At 62.3% G+C, this 23,968-nt stretch carries 23 protein-coding genes; 12 read left to right on the plus strand and 11 right to left on the minus strand.

Features of this window, described 5'->3' with window-relative positions:
* Nucleotides 1-101: 101 nt before the first annotated feature.
* The gene (pbpC, locus tag WH91_RS07435) at nucleotides 102-2,222 is read left to right on the plus strand and encodes a penicillin-binding protein 1C (RefSeq protein WP_052952675.1); all 2,121 of its coding nucleotides are present in this window, start codon (nucleotides 102-104) and stop codon (nucleotides 2,220-2,222) included.
* 302 nt (nucleotides 2,223-2,524) lie between these two features.
* Here pbpC and WH91_RS07440 read toward each other — a convergent pair whose 3' ends face one another.
* From WH91_RS07440 to flgF, 9 genes are all read right to left on the minus strand, one after another.
* Entirely contained in the window at nucleotides 2,525-2,944 is a 420-nt protein-coding gene (locus WH91_RS07440; protein WP_046170372.1) for a hypothetical protein, read from the minus strand.
* Nucleotides 2,945-3,132: 188 nt separating this feature from the next.
* A complete protein-coding gene (csgH, locus tag WH91_RS07445) occupies nucleotides 3,133-3,516 on the minus strand; it encodes a curli-like amyloid fiber formation chaperone CsgH (RefSeq protein WP_046170373.1) in 384 nt (127 codons plus the stop codon).
* A gap of 66 nt (nucleotides 3,517-3,582) precedes the next feature.
* On the minus strand, nucleotides 3,583-4,017 hold the full coding sequence (locus tag WH91_RS07450) for a curlin (RefSeq protein WP_046170374.1): 435 nt from the start codon (nucleotides 4,015-4,017) through the stop codon (nucleotides 3,583-3,585).
* A gap of 98 nt (nucleotides 4,018-4,115) precedes the next feature.
* On the minus strand, nucleotides 4,116-5,711 hold the full coding sequence (locus tag WH91_RS07455; protein WP_046170375.1) for an ABC-F family ATP-binding cassette domain-containing protein: 1,596 nt from the start codon (nucleotides 5,709-5,711) through the stop codon (nucleotides 4,116-4,118).
* 277 nt (nucleotides 5,712-5,988) lie between these two features.
* On the minus strand, nucleotides 5,989-7,479 hold the full coding sequence (locus WH91_RS07460) for a carboxypeptidase M32 (RefSeq protein ID WP_046170376.1): 1,491 nt from the start codon (nucleotides 7,477-7,479) through the stop codon (nucleotides 5,989-5,991).
* Between the two features lie 921 nt (nucleotides 7,480-8,400).
* Nucleotides 8,401-9,138, minus strand: a complete 738-nt coding sequence (gene flgH, locus WH91_RS07465; RefSeq protein ID WP_046170377.1) for a flagellar basal body L-ring protein FlgH — start codon at nucleotides 9,136-9,138, stop codon at nucleotides 8,401-8,403.
* Nucleotides 9,139-9,157: 19 nt separating this feature from the next.
* Nucleotides 9,158-10,102 (minus strand): flagellar basal body P-ring formation chaperone FlgA, encoded by a 945-nt coding sequence (gene flgA / locus WH91_RS07470; RefSeq protein WP_046170378.1) that lies wholly within the window; start codon nucleotides 10,100-10,102, stop codon nucleotides 9,158-9,160.
* A gap of 14 nt (nucleotides 10,103-10,116) precedes the next feature.
* Complete coding sequence (gene flgG / locus WH91_RS07475) at nucleotides 10,117-10,902, minus strand: flagellar basal-body rod protein FlgG (RefSeq protein ID WP_046170379.1); 786 nt, start codon at nucleotides 10,900-10,902, stop codon at nucleotides 10,117-10,119.
* Between the two features lie 15 nt (nucleotides 10,903-10,917).
* A complete protein-coding gene (gene flgF / locus WH91_RS07480) occupies nucleotides 10,918-11,658 on the minus strand; it encodes a flagellar basal-body rod protein FlgF (protein WP_342028107.1) in 741 nt (246 codons plus the stop codon).
* A 285-nt stretch (nucleotides 11,659-11,943) separates the two neighbouring features.
* On the opposite strand from flgF, the gene WH91_RS07485 reads away from it, so the two are divergent.
* The 5 genes from WH91_RS07485 to WH91_RS07505 all read left to right on the plus strand — a co-directional run bounded on the left by WH91_RS07485 (nucleotide 11,944) and on the right by WH91_RS07505 (nucleotide 18,794).
* The gene (locus WH91_RS07485; RefSeq protein ID WP_046170380.1) at nucleotides 11,944-12,459 is read left to right on the plus strand and encodes a flagellar basal body-associated FliL family protein; all 516 of its coding nucleotides are present in this window, start codon (nucleotides 11,944-11,946) and stop codon (nucleotides 12,457-12,459) included.
* Nucleotides 12,459-13,622, plus strand: a complete 1,164-nt coding sequence (gene fliM / locus WH91_RS07490) for a flagellar motor switch protein FliM (RefSeq protein ID WP_046170381.1) — start codon at nucleotides 12,459-12,461, stop codon at nucleotides 13,620-13,622. Before WH91_RS07485 ends, fliM begins: the two co-directional genes overlap by 1 nt.
* Nucleotides 13,622-14,050, plus strand: a complete 429-nt coding sequence (locus WH91_RS07495; protein ID WP_143078091.1) for a DUF6468 domain-containing protein — start codon at nucleotides 13,622-13,624, stop codon at nucleotides 14,048-14,050. The genes fliM and WH91_RS07495 overlap by 1 nt, the downstream gene beginning before the upstream one ends.
* On the plus strand, nucleotides 14,047-15,162 hold the full coding sequence (locus WH91_RS22545; RefSeq protein WP_052952665.1) for a MotE family protein: 1,116 nt from the start codon (nucleotides 14,047-14,049) through the stop codon (nucleotides 15,160-15,162). Before WH91_RS07495 ends, WH91_RS22545 begins: the two co-directional genes overlap by 4 nt.
* 290 nt (nucleotides 15,163-15,452) lie before the next feature.
* Nucleotides 15,453-18,794: a tetratricopeptide repeat protein gene (locus tag WH91_RS07505; RefSeq protein WP_143078092.1), complete on the plus strand. Its 3,342-nt coding sequence runs from the start codon at nucleotides 15,453-15,455 to the stop codon at nucleotides 18,792-18,794.
* Here WH91_RS07505 and fliP read toward each other — a convergent pair.
* Both fliP and WH91_RS22550 read right to left on the minus strand, forming a co-directional pair.
* A complete protein-coding gene (fliP, locus tag WH91_RS07510) occupies nucleotides 18,784-19,473 on the minus strand; it encodes a flagellar type III secretion system pore protein FliP (RefSeq protein ID WP_046170463.1) in 690 nt (229 codons plus the stop codon). The two genes, WH91_RS07505 and fliP, sit on opposite strands and share 11 nt — an antisense overlap.
* A gap of 70 nt (nucleotides 19,474-19,543) precedes the next feature.
* Nucleotides 19,544-20,188, minus strand: a complete 645-nt coding sequence (locus WH91_RS22550) for a flagellar biosynthetic protein FliO (protein ID WP_052952666.1) — start codon at nucleotides 20,186-20,188, stop codon at nucleotides 19,544-19,546.
* Nucleotides 20,189-20,373: 185 nt separating this feature from the next.
* Here WH91_RS22550 and flgB point away from each other — a divergent pair, with 185 nt between their 5' ends.
* The 6 genes from flgB to flhB all read left to right on the plus strand — a co-directional run bounded on the left by flgB (nucleotide 20,374) and on the right by flhB (nucleotide 23,954).
* A complete protein-coding gene (gene flgB, locus WH91_RS07520) occupies nucleotides 20,374-20,781 on the plus strand; it encodes a flagellar basal body rod protein FlgB (RefSeq protein WP_046170383.1) in 408 nt (135 codons plus the stop codon).
* A 21-nt stretch (nucleotides 20,782-20,802) separates the two neighbouring features.
* Complete coding sequence (gene flgC / locus WH91_RS07525; RefSeq protein WP_046170384.1) at nucleotides 20,803-21,213, plus strand: flagellar basal body rod protein FlgC; 411 nt, start codon at nucleotides 20,803-20,805, stop codon at nucleotides 21,211-21,213.
* 77 nt (nucleotides 21,214-21,290) lie between these two features.
* Nucleotides 21,291-21,626: a flagellar hook-basal body complex protein FliE gene (gene fliE, locus WH91_RS07530; protein WP_143078094.1), complete on the plus strand. Its 336-nt coding sequence runs from the start codon at nucleotides 21,291-21,293 to the stop codon at nucleotides 21,624-21,626.
* A gap of 205 nt (nucleotides 21,627-21,831) precedes the next feature.
* Nucleotides 21,832-22,098 (plus strand): flagellar biosynthesis protein FliQ, encoded by a 267-nt coding sequence (fliQ, locus tag WH91_RS07535; RefSeq protein ID WP_046170385.1) that lies wholly within the window; start codon nucleotides 21,832-21,834, stop codon nucleotides 22,096-22,098.
* Nucleotides 22,099-22,100: 2 nt separating this feature from the next.
* Nucleotides 22,101-22,868: a flagellar biosynthetic protein FliR gene (fliR, locus tag WH91_RS07540; protein WP_046170386.1), complete on the plus strand. Its 768-nt coding sequence runs from the start codon at nucleotides 22,101-22,103 to the stop codon at nucleotides 22,866-22,868.
* A 3-nt stretch (nucleotides 22,869-22,871) separates the two neighbouring features.
* Nucleotides 22,872-23,954: a flagellar biosynthesis protein FlhB gene (flhB, locus tag WH91_RS07545; RefSeq protein WP_046170387.1), complete on the plus strand. Its 1,083-nt coding sequence runs from the start codon at nucleotides 22,872-22,874 to the stop codon at nucleotides 23,952-23,954.
* Nucleotides 23,955-23,968 lie beyond the last annotated feature (14 nt).

Below are 23,968 nucleotides of genomic sequence, written 5' to 3' on the forward strand. Positions count from 1 at the left end.
GAGGGGGTGCGAAAGCCCCGATATGCGGGCAAACCGCCCCCCTCCCTTGATCCCTCCCCGCAAGGGGGAGGGTGTCGACTGGACGATTGGGGCCGTTTGCTGTGGCTGATTTCGATACGGCAAGAGAAGGGACTCCTTGGACCCGGCGCCTCGCGCTCGCCGGCTTTTCGCTGTTCGTGCTGGCCATGGCTGGCATCATCCAGCTCAGTTCCACGCTGACCAGCATCGAAGCGACTTTGCCGCCAACGCCCGATGCGGCGACACTGCCGGTTTCCGCGGCAGTGTCCGATCGCAATGGGCAGTTGCTGCGCCCGTTCACCACCGTTGATGGTCGCTGGCGCCTGCCGGTGGATCGCGCTGCGGTCGATCCGCGCTTCCTCGAGATGCTGATCGGCTATGAGGACCGCAATTTTGCCAGCCATGATGGCATTGCGTGGTCGTCGATGGCCCGCGCTGCCTCACAGTTTGTCGGGGCAGGGGGACGCGTCGTGTCTGGAGGTTCGACGCTCACCATGCAGGTGGCGCGGCTGATCGAGGGCGAGCCGACGCGTAATCTGTGGGGCAAGCTGCGCCAGATGGTGCATGCCGACCGGCTTGAGCACGAGCTGAGCAAAGACCAGATCATCGATCTCTACCTGACGCTGGCGCCTTATGGCGGCAATATCGAGGGTGTTCGCGCCGCGAGCCTCGCCTATTTCGGCAAGGAGCCAGCGCGCCTGACAACCGCCGAAGCCGCCCTTCTGGTAGCGCTGCCGCAATCGCCCGAGGCGCGGCGGCCCGATCGCGATCCGGTTGCCGCGCAGCGCAGCCGCGATATGGTGCTGGATCGGCTGGTCAGTATGGGGGCGCTGGCGGAGGAGGAAGCCGTCGCCGCCAAACGCGAGCCGGTTCCGGTTGCACGGCGCGAGTTCCCGATGCTGGCGGCGCATATGGCGCAGCAGGCTGTAAAGGCCCAGCCCACGGCGCGCAATGTGTCGCTGACGATCGACAAGCAGTTGCAGGATGCGCTGGAGCGGCTGGCCGCTGGTCGCGCCCGCATCCTCGATCCCAAGGTTTCCATCGCCATCGTCGCCGCCGATATCCACACCGGCGAAGTGTTGGCGTCGGTCGGCTCGGCCGGCCTGTTTGCTACCCAGAGCGCTGGCTTTGTCGATATGACCTCTGCAATTCGCTCGCCCGGATCGACGCTCAAACCGCTGATCTATGGTCTCGCATTCGAGTTGGGGCTGGCCCATCCTGAAAGCCTGATCGAGGATCGGCCGACGGCTTTTGGTGCCTATGTGCCGGTCAACTTCGACGGGTTCAGCCGCGGCACGGTTTCAATCCACGATGCGCTGACCGAGTCGCTGAACATTCCTGCAGTGGTCGTTCTCGACGCGGTCGGACCCGCCCGGCTAGTGTCGCGCCTGCGCCGTGCCCATGCCGATCCGCGACTGCCGGTCAATACGGCGCCCAGCCTGGCGGTCGGGCTGGGGGGCGTTGGCATCACTCTGCGCGATCTGGTCTCGGTCTATGCCGCTATCGGCAATGGCGGCGTGCCGGTGAACCTGCATGACGGGATCAAGGCGCAGGAGCCGGCAAAGCTGTCTGCGCCGGTGCTGGATTCAGTTGCCGCGTGGTATGTTTCGGACATCCTTGCCGATGTGCCGCCGCCACTGAATGGCTCGCCGGGGCGCATCGCCTACAAGACCGGCACGTCCTATGGCTATCGCGACGCGTGGGCAATTGGCTTTGATGGCAATACCGTAGTTGGCGTCTGGGTTGGCCGGCCCGATGGTGCGCCGGTGCCCGGCCTGTCCGGCATTGTCGGCGCGGCGCCGATCCTGTTTGAGGCCTTTGACCGGTTGGGCAATCGCAAGGCGCCGCTGCCACGGGCGCCCGCCGGGGCGATCTTTGCCTCCAACACCGAACTGCCGGCTCCATTGCGCCGCTTCCGCCATCCCGACGAGGATATGGTGGCCCGCGTCTCCACCCCCGAAATCGCTTTTCCTGCCGATGGTGTGGATGTCGAATTGGGGCTGGGTTCCGGCGGGGTCTCGCCCCTCATGGTCAAGGTGCGCAACGGCGTGCCGCCCTTCACCTATTTTGCTAATGGCGCACCAATAGGACGGCCAGAGTTCGCTCGGCAAAGCAGCTGGAAACCCGATGGTCCGGGCTATGTGACGCTCTCCGTGGTCGATGCTGCAGGGCGGGGCGATACCGTCACGGTATTTTTGAACTGACGGGGTCGGCTCTGTCGCACCACACGCTTGCCTACCTCCTGACACCCCCTCCTTTTCTTTCAAAACCTTCCTTTTCCCTCGGACTTGACCCGAGGGCCGTTAGCCGCTTGTGCCGTGTTGAGAGCGACCCTCGGGTCAAGCCCGAGGGAAAAGAAAGAGTAGAGACAGGAGGAAAGGGAGAAGCAGAAAGTATTGTTGGAGGTTGGAGCAGGGATCGGACAGCCTCGTTGGGAAAGCGTTGGGTCGACGCGCACAAGCATACGGGCCCCGCGGGGCCCGTGGATAAGTTGGTTCGGGTGGGATCAGAATCCGAACACCGTGGTCAGGCTGGATTGTCCGTTGCCGTTCTGGACGCACTGGCCATTGGTATTTTCGCCGAACTGGAACAGGCCGCAATTGTTGTTAAGGCCGTTCTGCTGGATGGTGCCCTGGTGGCCATTGCCTTCCTGCACGATCAGTCCGTGGTTGCCCAAGCCATTCTGGTTGAAGCCGGCGCCGTTGTTATTGCCGTGCTGGCTGGCATTGGCGCCCGTCGAGGACAAGCCTTGCATCAGCGAGAAGATCTGCAGGCCGGCGCCGAGCGCCTGCTGCTGGTCGAGATCGTTCGGGGTGAAATTGATCGATAGCTGGCCGGCTGCCAGGGCGGGCGCGGTGAGGCTCGCGGCGCCGATGACGACGGCAGCAAGGGCGGCGGCGAAGGTTTTGGTGAACCTGGTAGTCATGGCGTCTCTCCCTGAGAGTTTGGCTGTTTGCTGGAGTGTTCCAGCCGATGACCTCACCCTAGCCAGTGGCGACTGAATGGATTTGGAGCGAGGGGTTCAGAATGGGTTCAGATGCCCAAGCCTCTGCCGTGCATGGCGAAAGGGCCCCAGTTTCCTGGAGCCCTGTCAGTCGCCGGTGAAAGATTGATTCAACGAAGGCTCGTAACGTTCTGGTCGCACTCGATCTTTTTGCCATCGACGGTGACGTCGAAGACGACGTCGTAGCTGGAGCCGTTGTTGAGCATCACCTTGCCGAGCGGCATGACCTCATTGGCGTTGGCGGTGAAATAGCCGCCTTGGCTGATGTTGGATGAGCCGCCATTGCTCGAGCTCTGGATGGCGAAGCGATACTCGCCGCTGACGGCAACGGGGCTGGTCAGCGTACCTTCCAGTGCCAGCATGCCGTTCTGGGTGGTCTTGGCTATGCCGCATTGGACGGTGCTGGTGCTGCCCGAATTGGCCATGCCGCCGGTGGCAGCGATGGCGGCGATGACGAGTCCGAGGGCGACAGCGCCACTGGATGGAATGTTCATGGTCTCCTCCTGTTAGCAGCCGGAAGGCGGTGCCTTCCGGCAAATGGGGATCAACTCAACCGCAGATCAGGGGCAGGCCTGCACGAAGGCGGTGACATTGCCCGAGCCGCCCTGGACCACATTGGCATTGCAGCCATTGCCGACCTGCACACCGGCAGCGATGTTGCCATTTCCGTCCTGGGTGATGACCGTGGTGTGGTTGTCGCCGAACTGGCCTACGCCAGCGGCATTGTTCCAGCCGTTCTGCCAGGTGTCGCCATAGTTGTTATTGCCCTGCTGGCCGATGGCGCCGACATTGTTGCCGCCGGTCTGCTTGCCGACTGCGGTGTTCCAGTGGCCGGTCTGATGCACGCCGAACGTGTTGTTCCAGCCAGCCTGATTGCCGCCGGCAGCGTTGCCGAAGCCGAACTGATTGACGAAGACGTCGTTGGACATTGCGGGAGCGGCCATTGCGCCGATGGCCAGAGTAGCGACTGCGGTGATGATGAGCGTGCGGATCATTTTGGGTCTCTCCTGTTTGACTGCGCTCCCTCCGAGCGCTTTTTGCCGATGACATGAGGATTAGCCCCCTGATTTGGAACGGCTTCTGAGCGCCGGGTTCAGAAACCGTTCATCGGCAGGGAAATCGTGCGGGTTATACCGATCGCTGCGAGGAAATCCGCATCGTGGCTGACCACGAGCAGCGCCCCATCATAGCCGCGCAGGCCGGCCTCGACCTGTTGCACGGCCTGGATATCGAGGTGGTTGGTCGGCTCGTCGAGGATCAAGAGTTGTGGTGGCTGATTGCCGCCGATGGTGCAGGCAAGGCCGGCACGCAGCATCTCGCCACCGCTCAGGGTACCGACGATTTGCAAGGCGGCATCGGCGCGAAACATGAAGCGGGCCAAGGCGGCTCGGCAGGTGTTTTCATCGGCGTTGGGGTTGAGGGCGCGGAAATTTTCGCGAATTGAGAGCACTGGATCGAGCAGGCTTACTGTCTGGTCGAGCATGGCATACGGAACCATGATGCGCGCGGCGCCGGTAATGGCTGGGAGTTTGCCGGTCAGCAGACGGAGCAGGGTGGTCTTGCCTGAGCCGTTGGGTCCGGTGATGGCGACGCGCTCGGGACCGACTATCTGCAGCGAAAGGTCGCGGGTAATCGGAATTGTGCTGTCGGGTCTGCCAGTTAAGGCGACGGCCTGTAGGACGGTTCGTCCGGCTGGTAGCCCCGTAGGTGTTAGCGTAACGGATAGCGGCGTGAGAATTTCGACGTTGGAGCGGGCTTCGCTGGCGGCCTCTGCCGCGTCGTTGCGCAGGCGGTTGGCGAGGCGGGCGCTTTCGCCGCTTGTGTTCTCTGAGTTTTCCTTCATGCCGCCGAGCATGATTTTCGGAATGTCGCCCTTGGCGGCCTTACGCTTGCCGGCGCCGTCCTTGCGGGCCTTTTTCTCGGCGACGGCCTGCAGCTTGCGGTCGATATCCGCGACCTTGCGCTCGCTGGTGGCGAGGTCGTGCTCGGCTGAGGCCAGTTCCAGGGCCTTGCGCTCGGCGTAGTGGTCCCAGTTGCCGCCATAGGTTCTGGCGCCCAGCGTGGTGAGTTCGACGATGGCATCCATCTGCCGCAGCAGGTTGCGGTCATGGCTGACGATCACTGCCGCGCCGCGCCAATGATGCAGTAGATCGACGACCGCTTGCCGTCCGTCGGCGTCGAGATTGTTGGTGGGCTCGTCGAGCAGGATGATGTCGGGAGCGGTGAGGATCAGCCGAGCCAGAGCAAGTCGGGTGCGTTGGCCACCGCTGAGGGTGTCGAGCGGCCGGTCGGCTTCGTAGGCGGGCAGGCCGACTTGCTTCAGCGCGGTTTCCACCCGACCGGGCAGGGACCAGTCGGCTTCGCCGGCATCGTCGATCGAGCCGTCGCCGCGTTCGAGCCTGTATAGGCGGGCGAGCGCGTCTGCCATGCCGAGTTGGTCGGCGATGGTGGTCTGGGGCGTCACCTGTACGGATTGTTCCAACATGCCGATGCTTCCCTGGATCGTAACCGATCCTGAGGCGGGGTGGATAAGTCCGGCGACGATTCGGAGCAGGGTTGATTTGCCGATGCCGTTGCGGCCGATCAGGCCCGTTCGGTGGTTGCCGAACGACAGGTCGAGGCCGGTGAAAAGCGGCTGGTTATCGGGCGTTGAATAGCTGAGTTGGTGCAGGGAAATGGAGGCAGGCATGGGCGGATTCCAGATGAGCGATGCGGATGAGGCAGTCGTTCAAATTGGAATCCATGGGTACCGTCCGGTCAGTGCTGCGTGTGGGGAAGATAGGGGAGGTGGGGGAGATGTCAAGCCGCCGAGGTTTTTCTTCTCCCCATGAGGGAGAAGGTGCCCCGAGGGGGCGGATGAGGGGTCTCTTCCTGGCTTCTGGCATGGGATGGCGCAGAACCCCTCACCCTGATCCTCCGCTGAACGCGTCGGATCGTCCCTCTCCCTCAAGGGGAGAGGGGAGAAGTCAGGCCAGATAGCGCTGCTTCAGGTGGGCTTTGAAGAAGTCGGCATTCAGCGGTTGGCCGGTGGCCTTGGTGATCAGGTCGGGGGTGGACCAGCGGGAGGCTTGGGTCCAGATGTTGTCGCTGCGCCACTGGTTGACGCCGGTGAAGTCGCCCTTGCGGATGTCGTCGCGCACGTTGGGCTGGGCCTTTTCGAGGGCGGCCCATTGCTGGGCGGCGATCATTGCGCCGAGGGTGTAGCTGGGGAAATAGCCGAAGGCGCCGCCGGGCCAGTGCACGTCCTGCATAGGGCCGTCCTTGGGGTCGTTGATAGTGGAGATGCCGAGATATTCGGTCATCTTGGCGTCCCAGGCTTCTGGAATCTGGCTGGCTTCAAGCTTGCCGTTGACGAGGTCCTGCTCCAGTTCGTAGCGCAGGATGACATGCAGCGGGTAGGTGACTTCATCGGCATCGACGCGGATATAACCGCGTTCGACGAAGTTGACCTCGTTGAGAAGGTCGCCAATTTCCCAGCCCGGAATGGCGTCTTCGCCGAGATGCAGATGCACCAGTGGCAGCGCGAACTCCCAGAATTGGGGGCTGCGGGCCAGCTGCATTTCGACGAACAGGCTCTGGCTTTCATGGATTCCCATGCCGCGCGCCTTGCCGAGCGGCCAGTGCGACCAATCCTTGGGCAGGCCTTGCTCGTAGAGGGCGTGGCCGGTTTCGTGCAGCACGCCCATCAGCGAGGAGAGGAATTCGTCGGTGCGGTAGCGCGTCGTCATGCGCACGTCACTCGGCACGCCACCGCAGAATGGGTGATGCGACACGGCCAACGAGCCATGAGTGAAGTCGAAGCCGACGGCGCGCATCGCGGCGAGGCCGAGTTCGCGCTGCTTTTCGATCGGGTAGGGGCCGCTCAGTGTTTTGCGCGGGCGCTTGGCGAGACGGCGCTCTTGAGCGTCGAGCGCTTCGGGGACGAAGCCCTTGAGAAAGCTCTTGAGGTCGCCGAACACCAGGTCGAGGTCGGCCGTGCGGTTGCCGGGGTCGTATTGATCCATCATGGCGTCGTAGGGGGCGAGTTTGAGCGCGTCGGCGCGGAGCTGGGCTTCTTCGCGCACTAGCGAGACGACGCCTTCGAGTGCCGGCAGAAAGCTGTCCCAGTCGCCCTTGGCGCGCAGGTCGCGCCAGAGCTGCTCGGAGCGCATGGTGGCGGTCGTACGGCGCTCGACGAACTCGGTCGGCAGGCAGGTGGCGTTGATATACTGGCGCCTGAATTCGGCAAGAGCGAGCGTCTGGTCTTCGCTCTCGGGCTTGGCCGCTTCGATCCAGTCGGCGATTTCGGGAGCGGTGGCGTGGGCGTGATACATGCCGGCGAGGTTGGACATTGCCTCGGCCCGCTTCTCGCCACCGCCAATAGCCATGTGGGTAGCCTCGTCGGCGCCAAGGATGGAGAGCGCATGCTCCAGGGATTCGAGTTTGCGGCCGAGGGCGTCGAGTTTCTGGAAGGACATGGTAGGCTCCGAAAGAATTCCTCCCTGTGTTCCATAGGCAAGCGCAGTCGGCAAGCGTGCGGAAGTGCCGCCTGCGGTGCGGGTTTCGAATAGAGCGATGGTGGCGAGGCGACTGCCTCGGGGTAGGGTAGTAAAAAGTGAGGCAGTTGCCTCGCCACCAGGTCGGGATTTGTCGTGGGTTGGGATCGTGCTGGCCATTATCGCAGACCAGCGCGCCCGATTTCCCCGCACGCAACAGGAGCGACCTCCCATTCCCGGCAGTCTCCACGCTCGTCACTCGTCATGACTAGCTCTGTTGTGAAGATGGGGGGAGTATGCGGGAGGCGGCGGTGGGTGGGGATAAGTTTTTGTTGGCACACAGCAGCCGCACGCACTGTGTCATCCCGGCCTTGAGCCGGGATCCATCTCGACATGGGGCGACAGCCACAAGTAGCTGGAAAGGGCACCGCGATCTGGCGGCGAGGGATGAATCTCGGGATGGATCCTGGATCAAGTCCGGGATGACATCGGGGGTGGGGAGGGGCAGGTGGGTAGGATGCGGGATACGTTTGTGGGTTCGGGAGTTTGTCTATCCCACCAGCTTTCTCCCTCGGGCTTGACCCGAGGGCCGCTCTCACCCCGGCGCGAGCGGCGAATGGCCTTCGGATCAAGCCCGAGGGGGAAAGGAAGTGCGCGGAAGAGCCCTTGTTGGGTACCCCCACCTCGCCTCCCCCTAATGAGGGGAGGAATCCGAGCGGTGGGTGAGGTGGCTTTTGGGCTAACGAACGTTCCTTAAAAGGGAAGAGGCGCAGCCGGGGGGACTGCGCCTCGGGGGAGGCCGTATCTTTCTGGAGTGGCCGGGCTGGCCTTCTGGCCTGCCGGGGAGCCTGTCGCATCATTGGGGGAATGTGCGGCAGGAAGGGGATTTGAACTGGGGGAGGACTAGAAGGGCAGGATGGCGTCCAGGGCCTGCTGGCCGTAGCGGGGTTGCTGGACATCGGTGATCTGGCCGCGACCGCCGTAGGAAATGCGCGCTTCGGCAATCTTGGAGGAGAGAATGGTGTTGTTGGCCTGAATATCGGAGGGGCGGACGATACCGGCGACGATAAGGTCGCGGACTTCGAAGTTGACGCGGACTTCCTGGCGACCTTCGATGACCAGATTGCCGTTGGACAGCACCTGGGTGACCACGGCGGCGACGGAGGTCTCAAGGCTTTCCGAGCGGTTGACCGAGCCATTGCCGCGGTTGGACATGCCGGAGTCGAGCTCGATTGCCTTGGACGGGTCAATGGCGCCGTTGCTCAGTGTATCGACGGCCGCGCCGAAGATGCCGCCCATGCCGGCCGAATTGCTGGCGCTGCGGGTGGACTGCGTGGTGTTGGCGATCTTGGCGCTGTCGTCGATGGTGACCATGATGGTCAGGATGTCGCCGATGCGATGGGCTCGTTCGTCCTTGAAGAAGCCGCGGGCCGAGGTGCGATACAGCGAATTGGCCTGGTAAGTATCGGCGATGGCTTCAGGCATCGGCATGCGCACGGGCTGGTAGCCAGCGGTGGTGGTGGGATCTGCAATGGCGGTCAGTGGCGGCGCGGACCCGACGCTGGCGAGGCGGTCCACGGTGTTGCAACCGGCCAGAGCGGCGGTCAGCGTCAGGAGGGTGGCGAGCTTGAAGAGGTTCATTTGGTTTGTCTCCTGAGACTTAGAGGCCGGCGATGGCGAGCGGGTCGGAACCCACTTCGACCGCGCCGGGAGCAATTACGGTAGCGCTGATAACGCGCTTGGACATGAGGTTAAGGACCTGCACCGGCGAGCCGGCGGCGGCGCTGGTGATGGCCTGGCCCTTGACGGTCAGCGTCATCGGACCCTTGCGGAAATAGATGGTCACCGAGTCATTCTTGGAAACCACCAGCGGGGTGGTGACGTCGGTCGGGCGCAGCATCATGCCCTCGCGGCTCTGACGGACCAGCGACTTGCCAACGACGTCTTCCAGCCGCGCCACGCCAACGCTTTCAACGAAGCGGACCGGCACTGGCCGCATCGCGATGTTTTCGGGTGAAAGCAGCGTGCCCGCTGGCAGGTTGGCGGTGATGTGGGGCGCTTCGATCATGAGTTCGATGGTGCCCGAGACATCAAGCGTCTGATCGACACCGGCAATGGCGAAGCGGGCCGAGAAGGCGCCGTTGCCGGGCAGGTAGCGCAGGCTGAGAAGCTTGGCGGGCTGGGCGACGGCTTCGGCTTTGATGGCGGCAACCGGCGTGGCAAACAGCGTATCGAGGGTCATGCCGGTGCCGAGAATGCCGCGCGTCCTGAGATCGGCGGCGATCAATTCGGTCAGCGCGGCCTCGTCGATGATCGCTGCGGAACGGGTGACGCGAACGTTGACCAGGCCTTCGGCCTCGAACTGCAGCACGCCGATGCGCGCCAGTGCGGCGGTGATGTCCTTGACGGGCACATTGCCGCTGGTGCCGGGCTTGGGCGCGCGGAACAGGGCGGTTTCAGCCAGCTCTCCGGCGTCATCGAACATGTCTGCCATGGTGACGACGGGAGCGGTGACGGTGATGTCGGCGCGCAGCGTTGGGGCAGCCCATGCGACATTGGCCAGCAGCGCGGTGGTGAGCAGGGCGAGGGCGGAACGCAGGATCATCTTCACGGCTCCTATCAGCGCAACTGGCTAGTGGACTGCATCATCTCATCGGCACCGGAGATGACGCGGGCGTTCATCTCGTAGGCGCGCTGCGCGGCGATGAGGTCGGCGATTTCGGTGACCGAGTTGACGTTGCTCATTTCGAGATAGCCCTGGAGCAGGTTGCCGACGCCATCGGCATTGGGAATGCCAACCTGGGCGGGACCGCTTGCGGCGGTTTCGAGGAATAGATTGTCGCCCAGCGATTCGAGGCCGGACTTGTTGACGAAGCGGGCAAGCTGGAGCTGACCCATGTCGGTGGGCACGGAATCGTTGTTGAGATAGGCGCTGACCATGCCGTTCGGTGCGATGGCGATGGATGATGCGGTGCCTGGAATGGCAATGCCCGGGTCGATGGCATAGCCGCTGGAGGTGACGATCTCGCCTTCGGGCGACCGTTCGAACGAGCCGTCGCGGGTGTAGGCGGTGCGGCCATCGGGCAGCTGCACCATGAAGAAGCCTTCGCCGCGGACGGCCACGTCGAGCTCGCGCTCGGTGGCGTTGATGCTGCCCTGGCTCATGACGCGGGGCGTCGAGACGGTGCGCACGCCCGAACCAATCTCGAGGCCGGCCGGGACCATGGTGCCCTGGTCGGAGGTCGAGGAGCCGGCGCGGGTGATCTGCTGGTACAACAGGTCTTCGAATTCTGCGCGCTGACGCTTGAAGCCGGTGGTACGCATATTGGCAATGTTGTTGGAGATGACTTCGACGTTACGCTCCTGGGCGCTCATGCCGGTCGATGCGATGTAGAGAGCTTTCATGGCAAATCTTCCCGGTTAAGCGTTGGTATCGCCAAGACGCTGGATGGCGCTGCGGCGCAGTTCATCCTGCTTCGAGGCCAGGCTCGCTGCCGATTCATAGGCCCGGGTAACGCGGATCATTTCGGCCATCTCGGACACGCCCGAGACGTTGGACTTCTCGATGAAGCCCTGCATGGCGCGGGTATTGGCGGCGGCAACAGGCGTGCCGCCGGCCCACAGGTTGCTGCCTTCGCGGGTCAGTTGCTGCACATTGGCGAATTCGACAAGGCGCAGTTTGCCCTTCTGGCCGGCGCTGGAGCTGACCGCGCCGTCGGCGCTGATGGTGATGCCGTTTTCCTCTGGGCCGAACTGGATCGGGCCGCCTTCGCCGAGTATCGGATTGCCGCTGGCATCGACCAGCGTACCGTTGGCGCTGAGCTGGAAGCTGCCGGCCCGGGTCCAGCGGTCGCCGCCGGGCGTCTGCACGGCAAAGAAACCGTCGCCATTGAGGCCGACATCGAGCTCGCTGCCGGTCTGCACCATGGCGCCGCCGGAAAGATCGTGGATGGTTGCCCAATCCTGGACATAGGAGAGCGGCTGGTCGAGGCGCGGGAAATCCTGGTCGCGAGCGACCGGCATCACGTATTCCTCAAAGAGGATCTGTTCGCTCTTGAAGCCGGTGGTGTTGAGGTTGGCCATGTTATTGGCTACCACATCCATCTGCCGCTGTAGCGCTATCTGCCGGCTAAGGCTGATCAGTTGCGCATTCTCGATCATTGCTGATCCCCGGAAAGTTAACGTCCCCGAGCCCGCCTGCTTCCCCAAGCCGCGGCCTCGCCATTAACAATGCAGAAACCATGCCAGACTGGAAAATTTAATAAAATCAAAGGCATGCCACTGTGTCGTGGTTAGGCTTGCCGGGCTAGTCTTTCCGCATGAGGCAAAACTTGCCCGGCAAATATTGCCGCATCGGGTTGGTTTGTAACCATTCGTTAACCATCCCCCGCTTAGCTGGACGTTAAGCCGGAATCGTCCGGGAAGCCCCGAGTTTGGCAGGTTCCAATGGCCGCTGAAGCAGACATCGAAGACGGCGCCCCCGCCAAGAAGGGCATTCCCAAGCTCTTCATCATTATCGGCGCTGCGGCAATCGTGGTGCTGTTGGGTGGGGCGGGGTTGTTCATGTTCCTATCGGCCGGCTCTGCCCCTGCAGAAGGTGATGCGGCGCATGGCGAAGCGGCTGCCGATGGTGCTGTCGCCGGCGCTGCGGCTCATACCTTTATTTTCAATCTGCCGCCGATGATCGTGAACCTCAACAATGATGGCGCTGATGCAGGCGCCTTCATGAAGCTGACGGTGGCGCTCGAAGTCGCCAACCAGGAAATGATGGTCGCGATCCAGCCCAGCATGGCCAAGGTGATCGACGCGTTCCAGGTATACCTGCGCGAGCTGCGCCGTTCTGATCTTGAAGGATCGGCCGGCGTCTATCGCCTCAAGGAAGAGCTGCTGCGCCGCGTCAACGTCGCGATCTACCCGAACAAGGTCGAATCCATCCTGTTCAAGGAAATCCTGGTGCAGTAATGGCGGGACCTTCCGAACAGGACAAACTCGCAGAAGAATGGGGCCTCGACGAGGTCGGCCAACCCGATGACGGCATGACCGACGAGCAGCGCGCTGCTGCCGCGGCCGCTGAGTGGGCTGCCATGATCGAAGAGGCCGGGGAGGGCGAAGGCGGCCCCGACCGCGTGCTCAACCAGGACGAAATCGATAGCCTGCTCGGTTTCGACGCCAGCATCGGCAGCAATGTCGAACTGACCGGCGTGCAGGCGCTGATAAACTCGGCGCTGGTAAGCTACGAACGCCTGCCGATGCTCGAAATCGTGTTTGATCGCCTGGTGCGGCTGACGACAACCTCGCTGCGCAATTTTACCTCCGACAACGTCGAGGTGACACTGGATTCCATCTCTTCCGTACGGTTCGGCGATTATCTCAATTCCATTCCGCTGCCGGCCATCCTGTCGGTGATCAAGGCGGAGGAATGGGAAAACTACGGCCTGCTGACCGTGGATTCGAGCCTGATCTATTCGATGATCGACGTGCTGCTGGGCGGCCGCCGCGTCGGTGGCAATATCCGCGTCGAGGGCCGGCCCTATACGACGATCGAGCTGGCGCTGGCGCGCAAGATGATCGAGATCATCCTCGAAGATACGCACCGGGCCTTCGAGCCGGTCACCAATGTCAATTTCAAGCTCGAGCGCATGGAAACCAATCCGCGCTTTGCCGCTATTTCGCGGCCGGGCAATGCGGCGATCCTGATCGAGCTGCGCATCGAGATGGACGATCGCGGTGGCAAGATCGAAATCCTGCTGCCCTACGCCACGATCGAGCCGATCCGCGAACAGCTGCTGCAGATGTTCATGGGCGAAAAATTTGGCCGCGACCCGATCTGGGAAGGCCATCTGGCGACCGAGATTTATTCGGCCGATGTTGAGATCGAAGCCGTGCTGCACGAGCAGGAACTACCGCTGTCACGGATGCTGGGCATCAAGCCGGGCGACACGGTGATGTTTGAGCGCACGCCTACCGATCCGGTGCGGCTGCGCTGCGGCGATGTCGAACTCACCGAGGCCATCATGGGCCATATCGGCAATTATGTTTCGGTGCGGGTAACGCGCCCCCTTAATCCGCCCAAGGTCACCATGGCGGCCTTTGAAGCGATCGACGAGAAAATGGAAGGACGATGATGTTCGGCTTGCCCCTGGGATTTCTGGTGGAAGGTGCTGTTGCCATTCTGCTGGCGCTGACAATCGGATACTGCATCGTACTCAATTCGCGGCTGAAGCGCTTGCACGCCGATAAGGACATGCTGCGCCAGATGGTGGCCGATCTTGTCCGTGCGACCAATTTAGCCAACCAGGCAATCCGCGAATTGAAGCAGACAGCCGTGGAGGCCGACCTGTCGCTGAATTCGCGTCTGGAAGAGGCCGAGCGTTTTGGCATCGAACTGGCCAACCATGTCAACGCCGGTACCGTGCTGATGGAGCGCATCGCCAAGATCACCAGCGTGGCGCGCCACAGCCAGGCCATCGAGCCGGTCGAGCAGCCCAATAAAGTGCAATCGGCACTTGAGCAATTGTCGGCCCGCGTTCGCACTCGCGGAGTTGCCGCGTGAACAGGATCCGCCTGCTACCCGTCCTCGTCCTCGCCATAACTGCGCTACTGGTGCTCAAGACCCTGGGTCTGATCACCAATGGCGGCTATGTGCTGACCGGCGTTGGCGTGGCGCAGGCAGCCGGCGCCAGTTCAGGCGGAGACGCGGGCGGCACGGCCGAAGCCGATCTCACCATCACGCCGGCCGCCGAACCGACGCTTGAAGATATCAGCCCAACCCTTGACGACAGCGCGCCGACCCTTGGCGAACAGCCCGAGGCTGCTGCCGGCGCTGCTTACGGAGGCCCTGCAGCTGCGGAAACGCCGGCAGATGGCGCTGAGGTTGCTGCCCCAGCGGTTAAGGGTGCGCCTGCCGCGACGCCCGTGGCTGCAACCACTTTGGGCACGTATTGTGTGGAAACTGACGCGACGCTGACGGAAAGCGGCGAGACCATCTTGAATGACGTAGCTACCGGCGCTGCACACGGCGAAGCGGCGACGAATGAGCCTGCTCCAGCCGAACATGGCGAAGCCGCTGGGGCCGAAGCGGCCGTTACCGTTCCAGAGGGCAGCTTTGCAGCCTCGATGATCGATTGCCTGCCGTCCGGAGACGCGGTTCCCACCGAGATCGGCCTCGATGGAACACCGGTGGCGATTGCCGCATCATCTGCAGCCCCTTCCGCCACCGAACAGCAGTTGCTGGACCGTCTGGTGGAACGTCGTTCTGAATTGCAGAAGTATGAGCAGGACCTTGCCCTGCGCTCCTCCATCGTCGATGCCGCTGAAAAGCGTATCGAGGAACGTGCTGCAACGCTGCAGGCACTTGAGGCGCAGATCTCGACACTGGTCGACCAGCGCCAGGAGATGGAGACCGGCCAGTTTGCTGGCATTGTCGCCATGTATGAGAACATGCGGCCCAAGGATGCGGCCAATATTTTCAACAATCTCGACATGGTCGTGTTGCTGCAGGTCGCCAAGACCATGAGCCCGCGCAAGATGGCGCCGATCATGGCGGCAATGGATGCCGCCCGGGCTCAGGAGCTGACCGTGCAGATGGCTGACTTAGCCGAGCGTCCTCCGACCGAGATGACGCAGGAAGATCTCGCGGCTCTCCCGCAAATCGTCGGGCAATAACTGGATGGGCTGCTTGACCACCCTGGCGGCCAGCTGACACGATCTTCTCCGCTTCCGGTGCTCACGTGCAGAACGCACGCTGCGCGCCGGGTCTCGAAGATCACGCCATCTGACTCGCCCGAGCGGCCATTCAGGCCATCCATAAGCCTTTCCCCTTTGGGGTAAGGCGACGTTAAGCAGGGGTCGCTAGGGTCAGCACGAGAGTATCGTGTAAACCCATGCGGGTGTGATCCCGAAGCCGAAAGCTTCGCCACGCTTCGCAACAGAGTGCGTCGGGCGGGCAGAAGCCGGTGAGGACCGCGTTCAAGGCAGGTATGCGGCGGGCCCCATGGGCCGCGCTGATCGGCGTCACCTTGGTGATGCTGGGCCTTGCCTTGCCTGTGGCGGCGCAAGAGCAGGGGCAGCTGTTTGCCACTCAGGAAGAGGGCTACGGCCGTCTTATCCTGAGCTTTCCCGGGCGTGACGATCTTCCAAAATACCAAATGCGTATCGAAAACGGCGTGCTGTCGCTGGAGTTTGATGAGAAAGTTTCGATCATCCTGCCGGATGTCGGCGTCACCATGTCACCCTATCTTTCGGTGGCTCGCGTCGATCCGGACGGTCGCGGTTTGCGGCTAGGCCTGAAGTCTTCGTTCAATTTCAATCGTATAGAAGCCGGCGAAAAGCTGTTCGTCGATCTGTTGCCGACCAACTGGCAGGGCATGCCGCCGCCGCTGCCGCAGGAAATCATCGACGAGCTGGCGGAACGGGCGCGCCTCGCTGCCATCAAGGCGGAACGCGATCGCAAGGCTGCCGATGTGGTGGAGCTGAAGCCAGCGGCGACGGTGCGTGTCGGTCGCAACCCGACCTTCATGCGCGTGCAGTTTGACTGGACCGTGCCGACCATGGCCGAATATGTGCAGGAGGGCGAGGCCGCCCATATCGCTTTCGAGTGGCCTGTCGGCGTCGATCTGCGCAGTTTGGCGGCGGACCTGCCGCCCGAAATCGGCTCGGTCGAGAACGTAGTCAGTCCCGATGGCACGCTGGTGACGCTGGTGCTGGCCGAGGGCGTAACGCCGCGTTTCTATGAGAATTCGCCACGCCAGTTTGTGCTGGACGTGGATATTGCCGGTGAGGGTCTGCCCAGTTTTACCGCTGCCAGCCTCGCCGATGGCGTTGCCAAGGAGCCGGAACTGCAACACAGCGGGCCTGACTCGGCAAAAGTGGACATGCTGTATCCCTCGGGCGTGGCGCCGACGGTTACGCCCTTCGTCAGTGTGCTCGGCTCCACCGTCCGGGTGATCTTTCCGTTCGAGCAGGACACGCCGGCAGCCGTGTTCCGCCGTGGCGATACGGTTTGGATGATCTTTGACACGGTGTCCGGCATTGCCGCGCCCGCCCAATCATCCGACCTCGATGCGCTGACCAGCGAATTTGCGGTGATCGCCTCGGGCGATACGCAGGTGGTGCGCATCGAGCTGTCGCAGGATCGCCTCGCGACGCTTGGTTCAGAAGGCATGGCCTGGGTGCTGTCGCTGGGCGACATCATGCTGACGCCGACCGAGCCCATTAACCTCAGCCGCCGCCGGGACCTCCAAGGCGCCTTCGAAGTGGTGGCCGATGTGCAGCGGCCGGCGCGTATCCATGATTTCCGCGATCCGCTGGTCGGGGACATGCTCAAGGTGGTTACGGCCTATCCGCCGGCGCGTGGCGTGGTGCGCACGCTCGACTATGTCGAGTTCTCGGCGCTGCGCAGCGTGCATGGGCTGGTGATCAAGCCGGAGAGCCCGGAACTGTCGGTCGCCATCGAGAATGATCTGGCGGTGCTATCGACGCCGGAGGGCCTGACCGTGTCGGCCCATGATACGCCGCGCACTATCAGCAATGGCGTCACCGAATCCCCGCGCAGCAGCTTCGTCGATCTGACGGCGCTGGAAGAAAAAGACTATGGCGTCCTTAACCGGCATCTGGAAGACCTGCAGGCTCAGGCCGCTGCTGACGAAGGCCGGGATCGTGATCTGGCGCGTCTCGACCTGGCGCAATATTACGTGGCCAACCGGTTTGCGCATGAGGCGCTGGGCGTGCTGTCCGTGCTGGAGGCCGACCTCAAGGCCGAAGACCTAACGCGGCGCATGCGCATGACGCGCGCCATCGCCGACACGCTGGCGGCGCGCCCTGAAGAGGCGCTGGCCATTCTCAATGCCGACTCGATGGGCCAGGAAGTCGATGCCCTGTTGTGGCGGACGATCGCCCGCGCCGATGCTTATGATTTCAAGGGCGCGCGTGAAGATGCAGTGGAAGCCAACAGCGTGGCCGAGAGCTACCCGCAGTGGGTGCGCAACAAGTTCTATTTCGCGGCGGCGCGCGCTGGCGTCGAAAGCGACGATATTGGGATTGCCGAGCGGTTCCTCGAACAGATCGAATTTGCCAGCCTCGACCTGGAGCAGGCGAGTCTTTATCACCTGATGTCCGGCCGCATCGATGAGGGCAGGGGGCGGGTGTCGGAGGCTATCGATACATATGGCCAGGTGATTGCCGCCGATATCCGGCCAACGCGCGCCGAGGCGATCTATCGCACCTTGCGCCTGCTGAACCAGCAGGGAACGCTCGACCTCAACAAGGCGGCGGAGACCCTGTCGGCCGAGTCGCTGTTGTGGCGTGGCAATCCGCTGGAAGCGGACATGCAGGCGATGCTGGCGGACTTCTATTTCCGCGAGGGCAACTATCGCCTCGGCTTCGAGACGGTTCGCCAGGCCGTCAGCACCTATCCAGAAAGCCCGCCGATCAACGCTTTACGCGATGAAGCGCAGGCCAAATTCGGCGAATTGTTCCTCGATGGCGCGGCTGACTCGCTGGGGCCGGTCGATGCGCTGAGCCTCTATTATGACTTCCGCCAACTGACCCCGCCCGGCGCGCGCGGCGATGAGATGATCCGTAACCTGGCCCGTCGGCTGGTGCGGGTCGACCTGTTGCCGCAGGCGGCGGAACTGCTGCAATACCAGCTGGACAATCGCCTCAAGGGCATAGCGCGGACCCAGATCGCGGCCGACCTGGCGATCATCTATCTGGCGGATCGCAAGCCGCAGGACGCCATTCGGGTGCTCAATGCGACGCAATTGCCGGGCCTGCCGGATGCGCTGCAACGGCAACGCCGGGTGCTCGAAGCGCGGGCGATGATCGACGGCGGCCGCGATCAGCTGGCGTTGGACCTGCTGCGTGATCTGAATGGCACGGATGCCGCGCTGTTGCGCATCGACGCGCACTGGAAAGCCAAGCGCTATGCCGAGGCCAGCGAATTGCTCGAGGCGCTTTATGCCGATCAGATCGGCGGCAGGCCTTTGGGACAACAGGTTCGCATGGGCTTGATCAAGGCCGGTGTTGGCTTTGCTCTGGCCGGCGACCAGTTTGGCTCATCTCGCCTGCGTTCCAAATATGGGGATGCGATGGTGACGACGCCGGAGTGGCCGATGTTCGACCTCGTGACCGGCCAGGCCGAGATCACCAGCGTCGAGTTCAAGATCGTGGCCAGCCAGGTTGCGGGCGTGGACGGGATCAATGCGTTCCTGGCATCGTATCGTGACACATATGCTGCTGACGGCGCTCTGGCGCCGCTTACCGCCAGCCAGCCAGACGCGGGCATCGCTAGCCGCTGACGAAACTTCGGACCAGCGAGCCGGCGACGAGATACCAACCGTCAACCAACACGAAGAAGATCAGCTTGAACGGCAGCGAAATCACCACTGGTGGCAGCATCATCATGCCCATGCTCATCAGTACCGAGGCCACGACCATGTCGATGACCACAAAGGGCAGAAACAGCAGGAAGCCGATTTCGAAGGCGCGACGCAGTTCCGAGATCATGAAGGCCGGGACAAGCAACTGAAGCGGGATGGCCTCGGGCTCATCGGGGACCGGCGCCTCGGTCAGGTCGTAAAACAGCGTGAGATCCTGCTCGCGCACATTGGCGCGCATAAATTCGTGAAACGGCGCGACGCCTAGCTCGAAGGCTTCGGTAATCTCGATATCGCCCGCCAGCAAAGGCGCAATACCCTGGTCATAGGACTGCTGCAGCGTCGGCTGCATGACGAAGATGGTCAGGAACAGGGCCAGCGATACCATCACCGAATTTGGTGGTGCGGTCTGCAGGCCGATGGCGGTGCGCAGCAGCGACAGTACGACCACGATGCGGGTGAAGCTGGTGACCATCACGAGGATTGATGGCGCCAGCGACAGTAGGGTGATCAGCCCGATGATCTGGACGGCACGCTCCGTGATCGTGGTGTCGTCGCCAAAGTCGATCGAGACGTCCTGCCCGAAAGCAAGGCTGGGCATCAGCGCCAGCAGCACCACGGACGCAAGGCCGGCAATGGGAACGAGCCGCCGCAGCGACGACCGCACGGCCCTACTTCCGGTTAGCCTCGCTATTGTCATCGACAAGGTCGGTGCCTTCTATCTCTCGCCGCGCATTGTCCTCCTTAGCTGAGTCGGTGGCTGGCAAGACGGGGGGCACGGAGTTTTCGGGGGAAACCGCCAAATCCATTTCACTGACCGGGCGGAGCAGGCCGGTATGGCGCAGGGAGAGATGGGCCTTCTTGTTGGTCGGCTGCCCAAGCTGGCGCAATTGCTCGATGGCTGTTGCGTGCTCGGCGGCGGGCTGGGCCGCCGCCGCCGGTGCGACTGGCTTGGCGGGTGGAGCAGGCCTGCGGGCGGCCACCATGGGAACGGGGCGCCGGGTCGGCTGGGCTGCTGGCACTGCTTCTACCGCAATGCCGGTTTCAATGACCAGGTCCTGCGCGCCGCCAGTGAGAATCAGATGCTCGACATTGTCGCGACGGATGATCAGCAATTGGCGCTTCGGATCGAGCGGCAAGCTATCGACAACGGAGAGGCGCCGGTTGCGGCCGCGGCCGACATTGCCGGAAGCCTTGAACAGCAGCTTGAGCAGCCACAAGACCAGCAGGATGGCTACGACAACCGCTGCGAGGGCGAAGATTGCGGTCAGAACGCTATTGCCGGTGCCACCGAAGAGGCTGGTGATGAAACTCATGTCGTCTCCAAAACAGGTGCTGCCCGAATCCGGGCGGCACATATTGCCTATCACATCCCGATAAATGTGCAGAATGCGAGACGTGCAATGCCGTAACGCGCTGCGGTTAACACTTGATTAACCATAGGTCGGCAAGAATTGCCCATCGCGTTGCAATTTGCAGACTCAGCGGAGGACGTTGGCTGATGGGCCTGATGAACATGCCAGTGTTTGCGGCACTGACGGACAAGATGCGTTGGCATCAGAGCCGTCAAGGCCTGCTGGCCGAGAACGTGGCCAACGCCGAGACGCCCGGATATCGCGGCCGCGACCTGGAGCAGTATGATTTTGCCCGTCGCGCCAGCGGCTTCTCCTCGGCGACGGTGACCACGACGGCGACCCAGCCGACGCATTTCTCGGTCTCGAGCGGCGAAAGCAGTGCCTTTGGCGCGCAGCAGATGGCCAATTTCGAGATCACGCCGGAAGGCAATGGCGTGTCGCTCGAAGACGAGATGATGAAGGTCACGACCAACTCGATGGACTACCAGGCCGCGACCAGCCTCTACCAAAAATCGATCAAAATCCTCAAGACCGCAATGGGCCGCCAATCTTAGGCGACAGAGAGTTAGCGTCACATGGACTTCAGTTCTTCGCTCAAGATCGCCGCTACGGGCCTGCATGCCCAGACGGCCCGGATGCGCGTCATTGCGGAAAACCTGGCCAATGCCGACTCTGCCGGCAAGACCCCGGGCGAAGAGCCTTATCGTCGGCGCATCCCGACTTTCCAGGCTGCTTTCGACGCGGAGGTGGGCGGCAAGGTCGTTGAAGTGGGCAGCATCGCCTATGACATGAGCGATTTCAGCTCCCGCTATGAGCCCGGTCACCCGGCGGCCGATGCGACGGGCTACGTGCAATATCCGAACGTCAATCCGCTGATCGAGACGATGGACATGCGCGAGGCCCAGCGCACCTACGAGGCCAATCTCAACGTCGTCACCGTAACGCGCCAGATGCTCGGGCGCACGCTCGACATTTTGCGCGGCTAACAAAGCGTTTTCAGGAAAAGTGTACGTCGGTTTTCCGGTCCGAAAGCGCGACAAGACTCTGAAGCAGGAATCCATAAATGGCTATCAGCACACCCTTTAATGCCGCGACGGCCGCCTATGGCAATGCCAGCCGGTTGATCAACCAGGCCGCAAAACCCAATACCGACCTGCAGGCACTGGCCGGCTCGAACGGCGGCGGCAGCTTCGCCGATATCCTGGCCCAGCAGGTGCAGGGCGTGGTCGAGGCCGGCAAGACATCTGACTCGATGGCAATCGATATGGTCAACGGCAAGGCCAATGTCGTGGACATGGTGACCGCGCTGAGCGAGACCGAAATCGCCATCGAGAGCATGGTCACTGTCCGCGACAGAGTGATCTCCGCCTACGAAGAAATCATGCGCATGCCCATCTAATTCGGCTGAGGCTGGTCTGCAAATGCCAGTTTGCTGCGCTTCCGGTGCTCACGTACTTTAACGTACGCTCCGCTCCGGTTCTCCCGAACCGGCATTTTCGACTCAGCCTAAGCCGAATACCAACATCCCGAGTGTGGGTACCATCGCCGAACGGCTGCGTTAGGATTATCTTAACCCTGCGCGATTCGTGCGCAGCGAGACCAGTATGACCGGCGCCGAAGTTCTCGATATTGCCAGTGACGGCATCTGGGTGCTGATCATCGTATCGGCGCCCATGATGATCGTGGGCCTTGTGGTCGGCGTCGTCATCGCGCTGTTCCAGGCGCTGACGCAGATCCAGGAACAGACCCTGGTGTTCGTGCCCAAAATCATTGCCATCTTCGTCACCATGCTGCTGACCCTGCCATTTCTGGGTGCCACCATGGGCGGGTTCATGAACCGCGTGGTCGACATGATCATCGTGGGCGGCTGACGGTGACGATCGGCCTCAACTGGCTACCCAATACGGCGTTTATCTATCTGCTGCTGTTTTCCCGCATAGGCACCATCTTGATGCTGATGCCGGCCTTGGGGGAAGACATGATCCCAGCGCGGATGCGGCTGGGCTTTGCACTGGCGTTCACACTGGTGGTGTATCCGCTGCTGTCGGCAAGCCTGCCGGTGATGCCTGAGAGCATCATCGACATCATTGGCCTGATCTTTCACGAGGTGGCCATCGGCCTGATCCTTGGCGCCATTGCGCGCATCACGGTGATGGCGACGCAGGTGGCGGGCGCCATCATCGCCTTCCAGACCGGTCTATCCAGCGCCATGGCTGCGGACCCGACGCAAGTCGGTGTGCAAGGCGCGGTTTTCGGCAGCTTCCTGAGCTTTTTGGGCATGGTGCTGATCTTTGCGACCGACCTGCATCATGTCGCGCTGGCCGCCACGTATGACAGCTACATGGTGTTTCCGCTCGATGCGCCGCTGATGTTCGACGACGCGGCGCAATTGGCCATCAAGACCGTTGCCGGCGCGTTCAGCATCGGCATTCAGATGTCGGCGCCGTTCATCGTGTTTGGACTGGTGTTCAACCTCGGTGCCGGCATCATGGCGCGGTTGATGCCGGCGATGCAGGTGTTCTTCGTTTTGATGCCGGCCAACATCATGATCGGCCTGATCCTGTTCGCGCTGCTGCTCACCTCGATGATGGGCTGGTATTTGAGTGCTTTTGAGAATCATCTCGCGATGTGGCGAGGATAAGCCATGAGCGACGAAGCCCCCGAGAACGACTCAAAAACAGAAGACCCTTCTCAAAAGAAGCTGCAGGACGCGCGCGAGAAGGGTGATGTCGCCAAGAGCCAGGAAGTGGTCACCTGGTTCATGCTGCTGGGATCGGCTGCGATCTTTGCCATGATGGCGCCGGGTACCGCGGCTCATCTCGCTACTACGCTCAAGGTGCTGATCGAGAATGCCGATCGCTTCGACCTGAGCGGCGCGGGATTTGGCGCGTTTTTCAACAATCTAGCGCTGACGCTGGTCGGCACGGTGATGATCCCGCTGGTCGTGTTGTCGATTTGCGCCATTCTCGCCAACCTGATCCAGCATCAGCCGCTGCTTTCGACCGAGCCGATTACGCCAAAACTCTCCAAGATTTCGCCGATGGCGGGCGCCAAGCGGCTGTTTTCGATGGAGTCGCTGGTCAATTTTGGCAAGGGTCTGCTCAAGATCAGCATCGTCGGCGCGGTGGTCGTGATGGTGGTTTGGCCGGAGCGCGACCGGCTCGACACCATGATGACGGCCGACCCGCTGATCATCCTGGCCGATTTTCAGGAGATGGGCGTCAAAATATTCCTGGCCGTGCTGATTGTTGTCACCGCCATTGCCGGGGCCGACTATTTCTACGTCCGCCAGAAATGGTGGAAAAAGCAGATGATGACGCTGCAGGAGACGCGCGACGAGTACAAGCAGCAGGAGGGCGACCCCCATATCAAGGGCAAGCTGCGCCAGTTGCGCCAGGAAAAGTCACGCCAACGCATGATGCAGGCGGTGCCCGACGCCACGGTGGTCATCACCAACCCGACCCACTTTGCCGTGGCGTTGAAATACGACAAGGGCATGAAGGCCCCGCAGGTGGTTGCCAAGGGCGCCGATACCGTGGCATTTCGTATCCGTGAACTGGCCAAAGAGCATGACGTGCCGATCGTCGAGAACCCGCCGTTGGCGCGTGCGCTGTTTGCCAGCGTTGACATCAACGGGGTGGTTCCCACTGAGCATTTCAAGGCGGTGGCCGAGGTCATCGGCTTCGTGATGCGCCTCAAGCGCGGCGCCGGCTGGAAGTCCAGCTAGTCACCTGCGTCTGC

Origin of the sequence: Devosia psychrophila, from assembly GCF_000971275.1 — a bacterium.
GTDB classification, from domain to species: domain Bacteria; phylum Pseudomonadota; class Alphaproteobacteria; order Rhizobiales; family Devosiaceae; genus Devosia; species Devosia psychrophila.

Excerpts from the sequence above, each read along its gene's own strand:
- WH91_RS07450 (WP_046170374.1), bottom strand. The coding sequence starts at position 4,017 with ATGATCCGCACGCTCATCATCACCGCAGTCGCTACTCTGGCCATCGGC.
- flgH (WP_046170377.1), bottom strand. The coding sequence starts at position 9,138 with ATGAACCTCTTCAAGCTCGCCACCCTCCTGACGCTGACCGCCGCTCTG.
- fliQ (WP_046170385.1), top strand. The coding sequence starts at position 21,832 with ATGACCGGCGCCGAAGTTCTCGATATTGCCAGTGACGGCATCTGGGTG.
- flgC (WP_046170384.1), top strand. The coding sequence starts at position 20,803 with ATGGACTTCAGTTCTTCGCTCAAGATCGCCGCTACGGGCCTGCATGCC.
- flgG (WP_046170379.1), bottom strand. The coding sequence starts at position 10,902 with ATGAAAGCTCTCTACATCGCATCGACCGGCATGAGCGCCCAGGAGCGT.
- fliE (WP_143078094.1), top strand. The coding sequence starts at position 21,291 with ATGGCTATCAGCACACCCTTTAATGCCGCGACGGCCGCCTATGGCAAT.
- fliM (WP_046170381.1), top strand. The coding sequence starts at position 12,459 with ATGGCGGGACCTTCCGAACAGGACAAACTCGCAGAAGAATGGGGCCTC.
- WH91_RS07495 (WP_143078091.1), top strand. The coding sequence starts at position 13,622 with ATGTTCGGCTTGCCCCTGGGATTTCTGGTGGAAGGTGCTGTTGCCATT.
- fliP (WP_046170463.1), bottom strand. The coding sequence starts at position 19,473 with ATGCCCAGCCTTGCTTTCGGGCAGGACGTCTCGATCGACTTTGGCGAC.
- WH91_RS07460 (WP_046170376.1), bottom strand. The coding sequence starts at position 7,479 with ATGTCCTTCCAGAAACTCGACGCCCTCGGCCGCAAACTCGAATCCCTG.
- flgF (WP_342028107.1), bottom strand. The coding sequence starts at position 11,658 with ATGATCGAGAATGCGCAACTGATCAGCCTTAGCCGGCAGATAGCGCTA.
- WH91_RS22550 (WP_052952666.1), bottom strand. The coding sequence starts at position 20,188 with ATGAGTTTCATCACCAGCCTCTTCGGTGGCACCGGCAATAGCGTTCTG.
- csgH (WP_046170373.1), bottom strand. The coding sequence starts at position 3,516 with ATGAACATTCCATCCAGTGGCGCTGTCGCCCTCGGACTCGTCATCGCC.
- flgA (WP_046170378.1), bottom strand. The coding sequence starts at position 10,102 with ATGATCCTGCGTTCCGCCCTCGCCCTGCTCACCACCGCGCTGCTGGCC.
- WH91_RS07455 (WP_046170375.1), bottom strand. The coding sequence starts at position 5,711 with ATGCCTGCCTCCATTTCCCTGCACCAACTCAGCTATTCAACGCCCGAT.
- flhB (WP_046170387.1), top strand. The coding sequence starts at position 22,872 with ATGAGCGACGAAGCCCCCGAGAACGACTCAAAAACAGAAGACCCTTCT.
- WH91_RS07440 (WP_046170372.1), bottom strand. The coding sequence starts at position 2,944 with ATGACTACCAGGTTCACCAAAACCTTCGCCGCCGCCCTTGCTGCCGTC.
- flgB (WP_046170383.1), top strand. The coding sequence starts at position 20,374 with ATGGGCCTGATGAACATGCCAGTGTTTGCGGCACTGACGGACAAGATG.
- WH91_RS07485 (WP_046170380.1), top strand. The coding sequence starts at position 11,944 with ATGGCCGCTGAAGCAGACATCGAAGACGGCGCCCCCGCCAAGAAGGGC.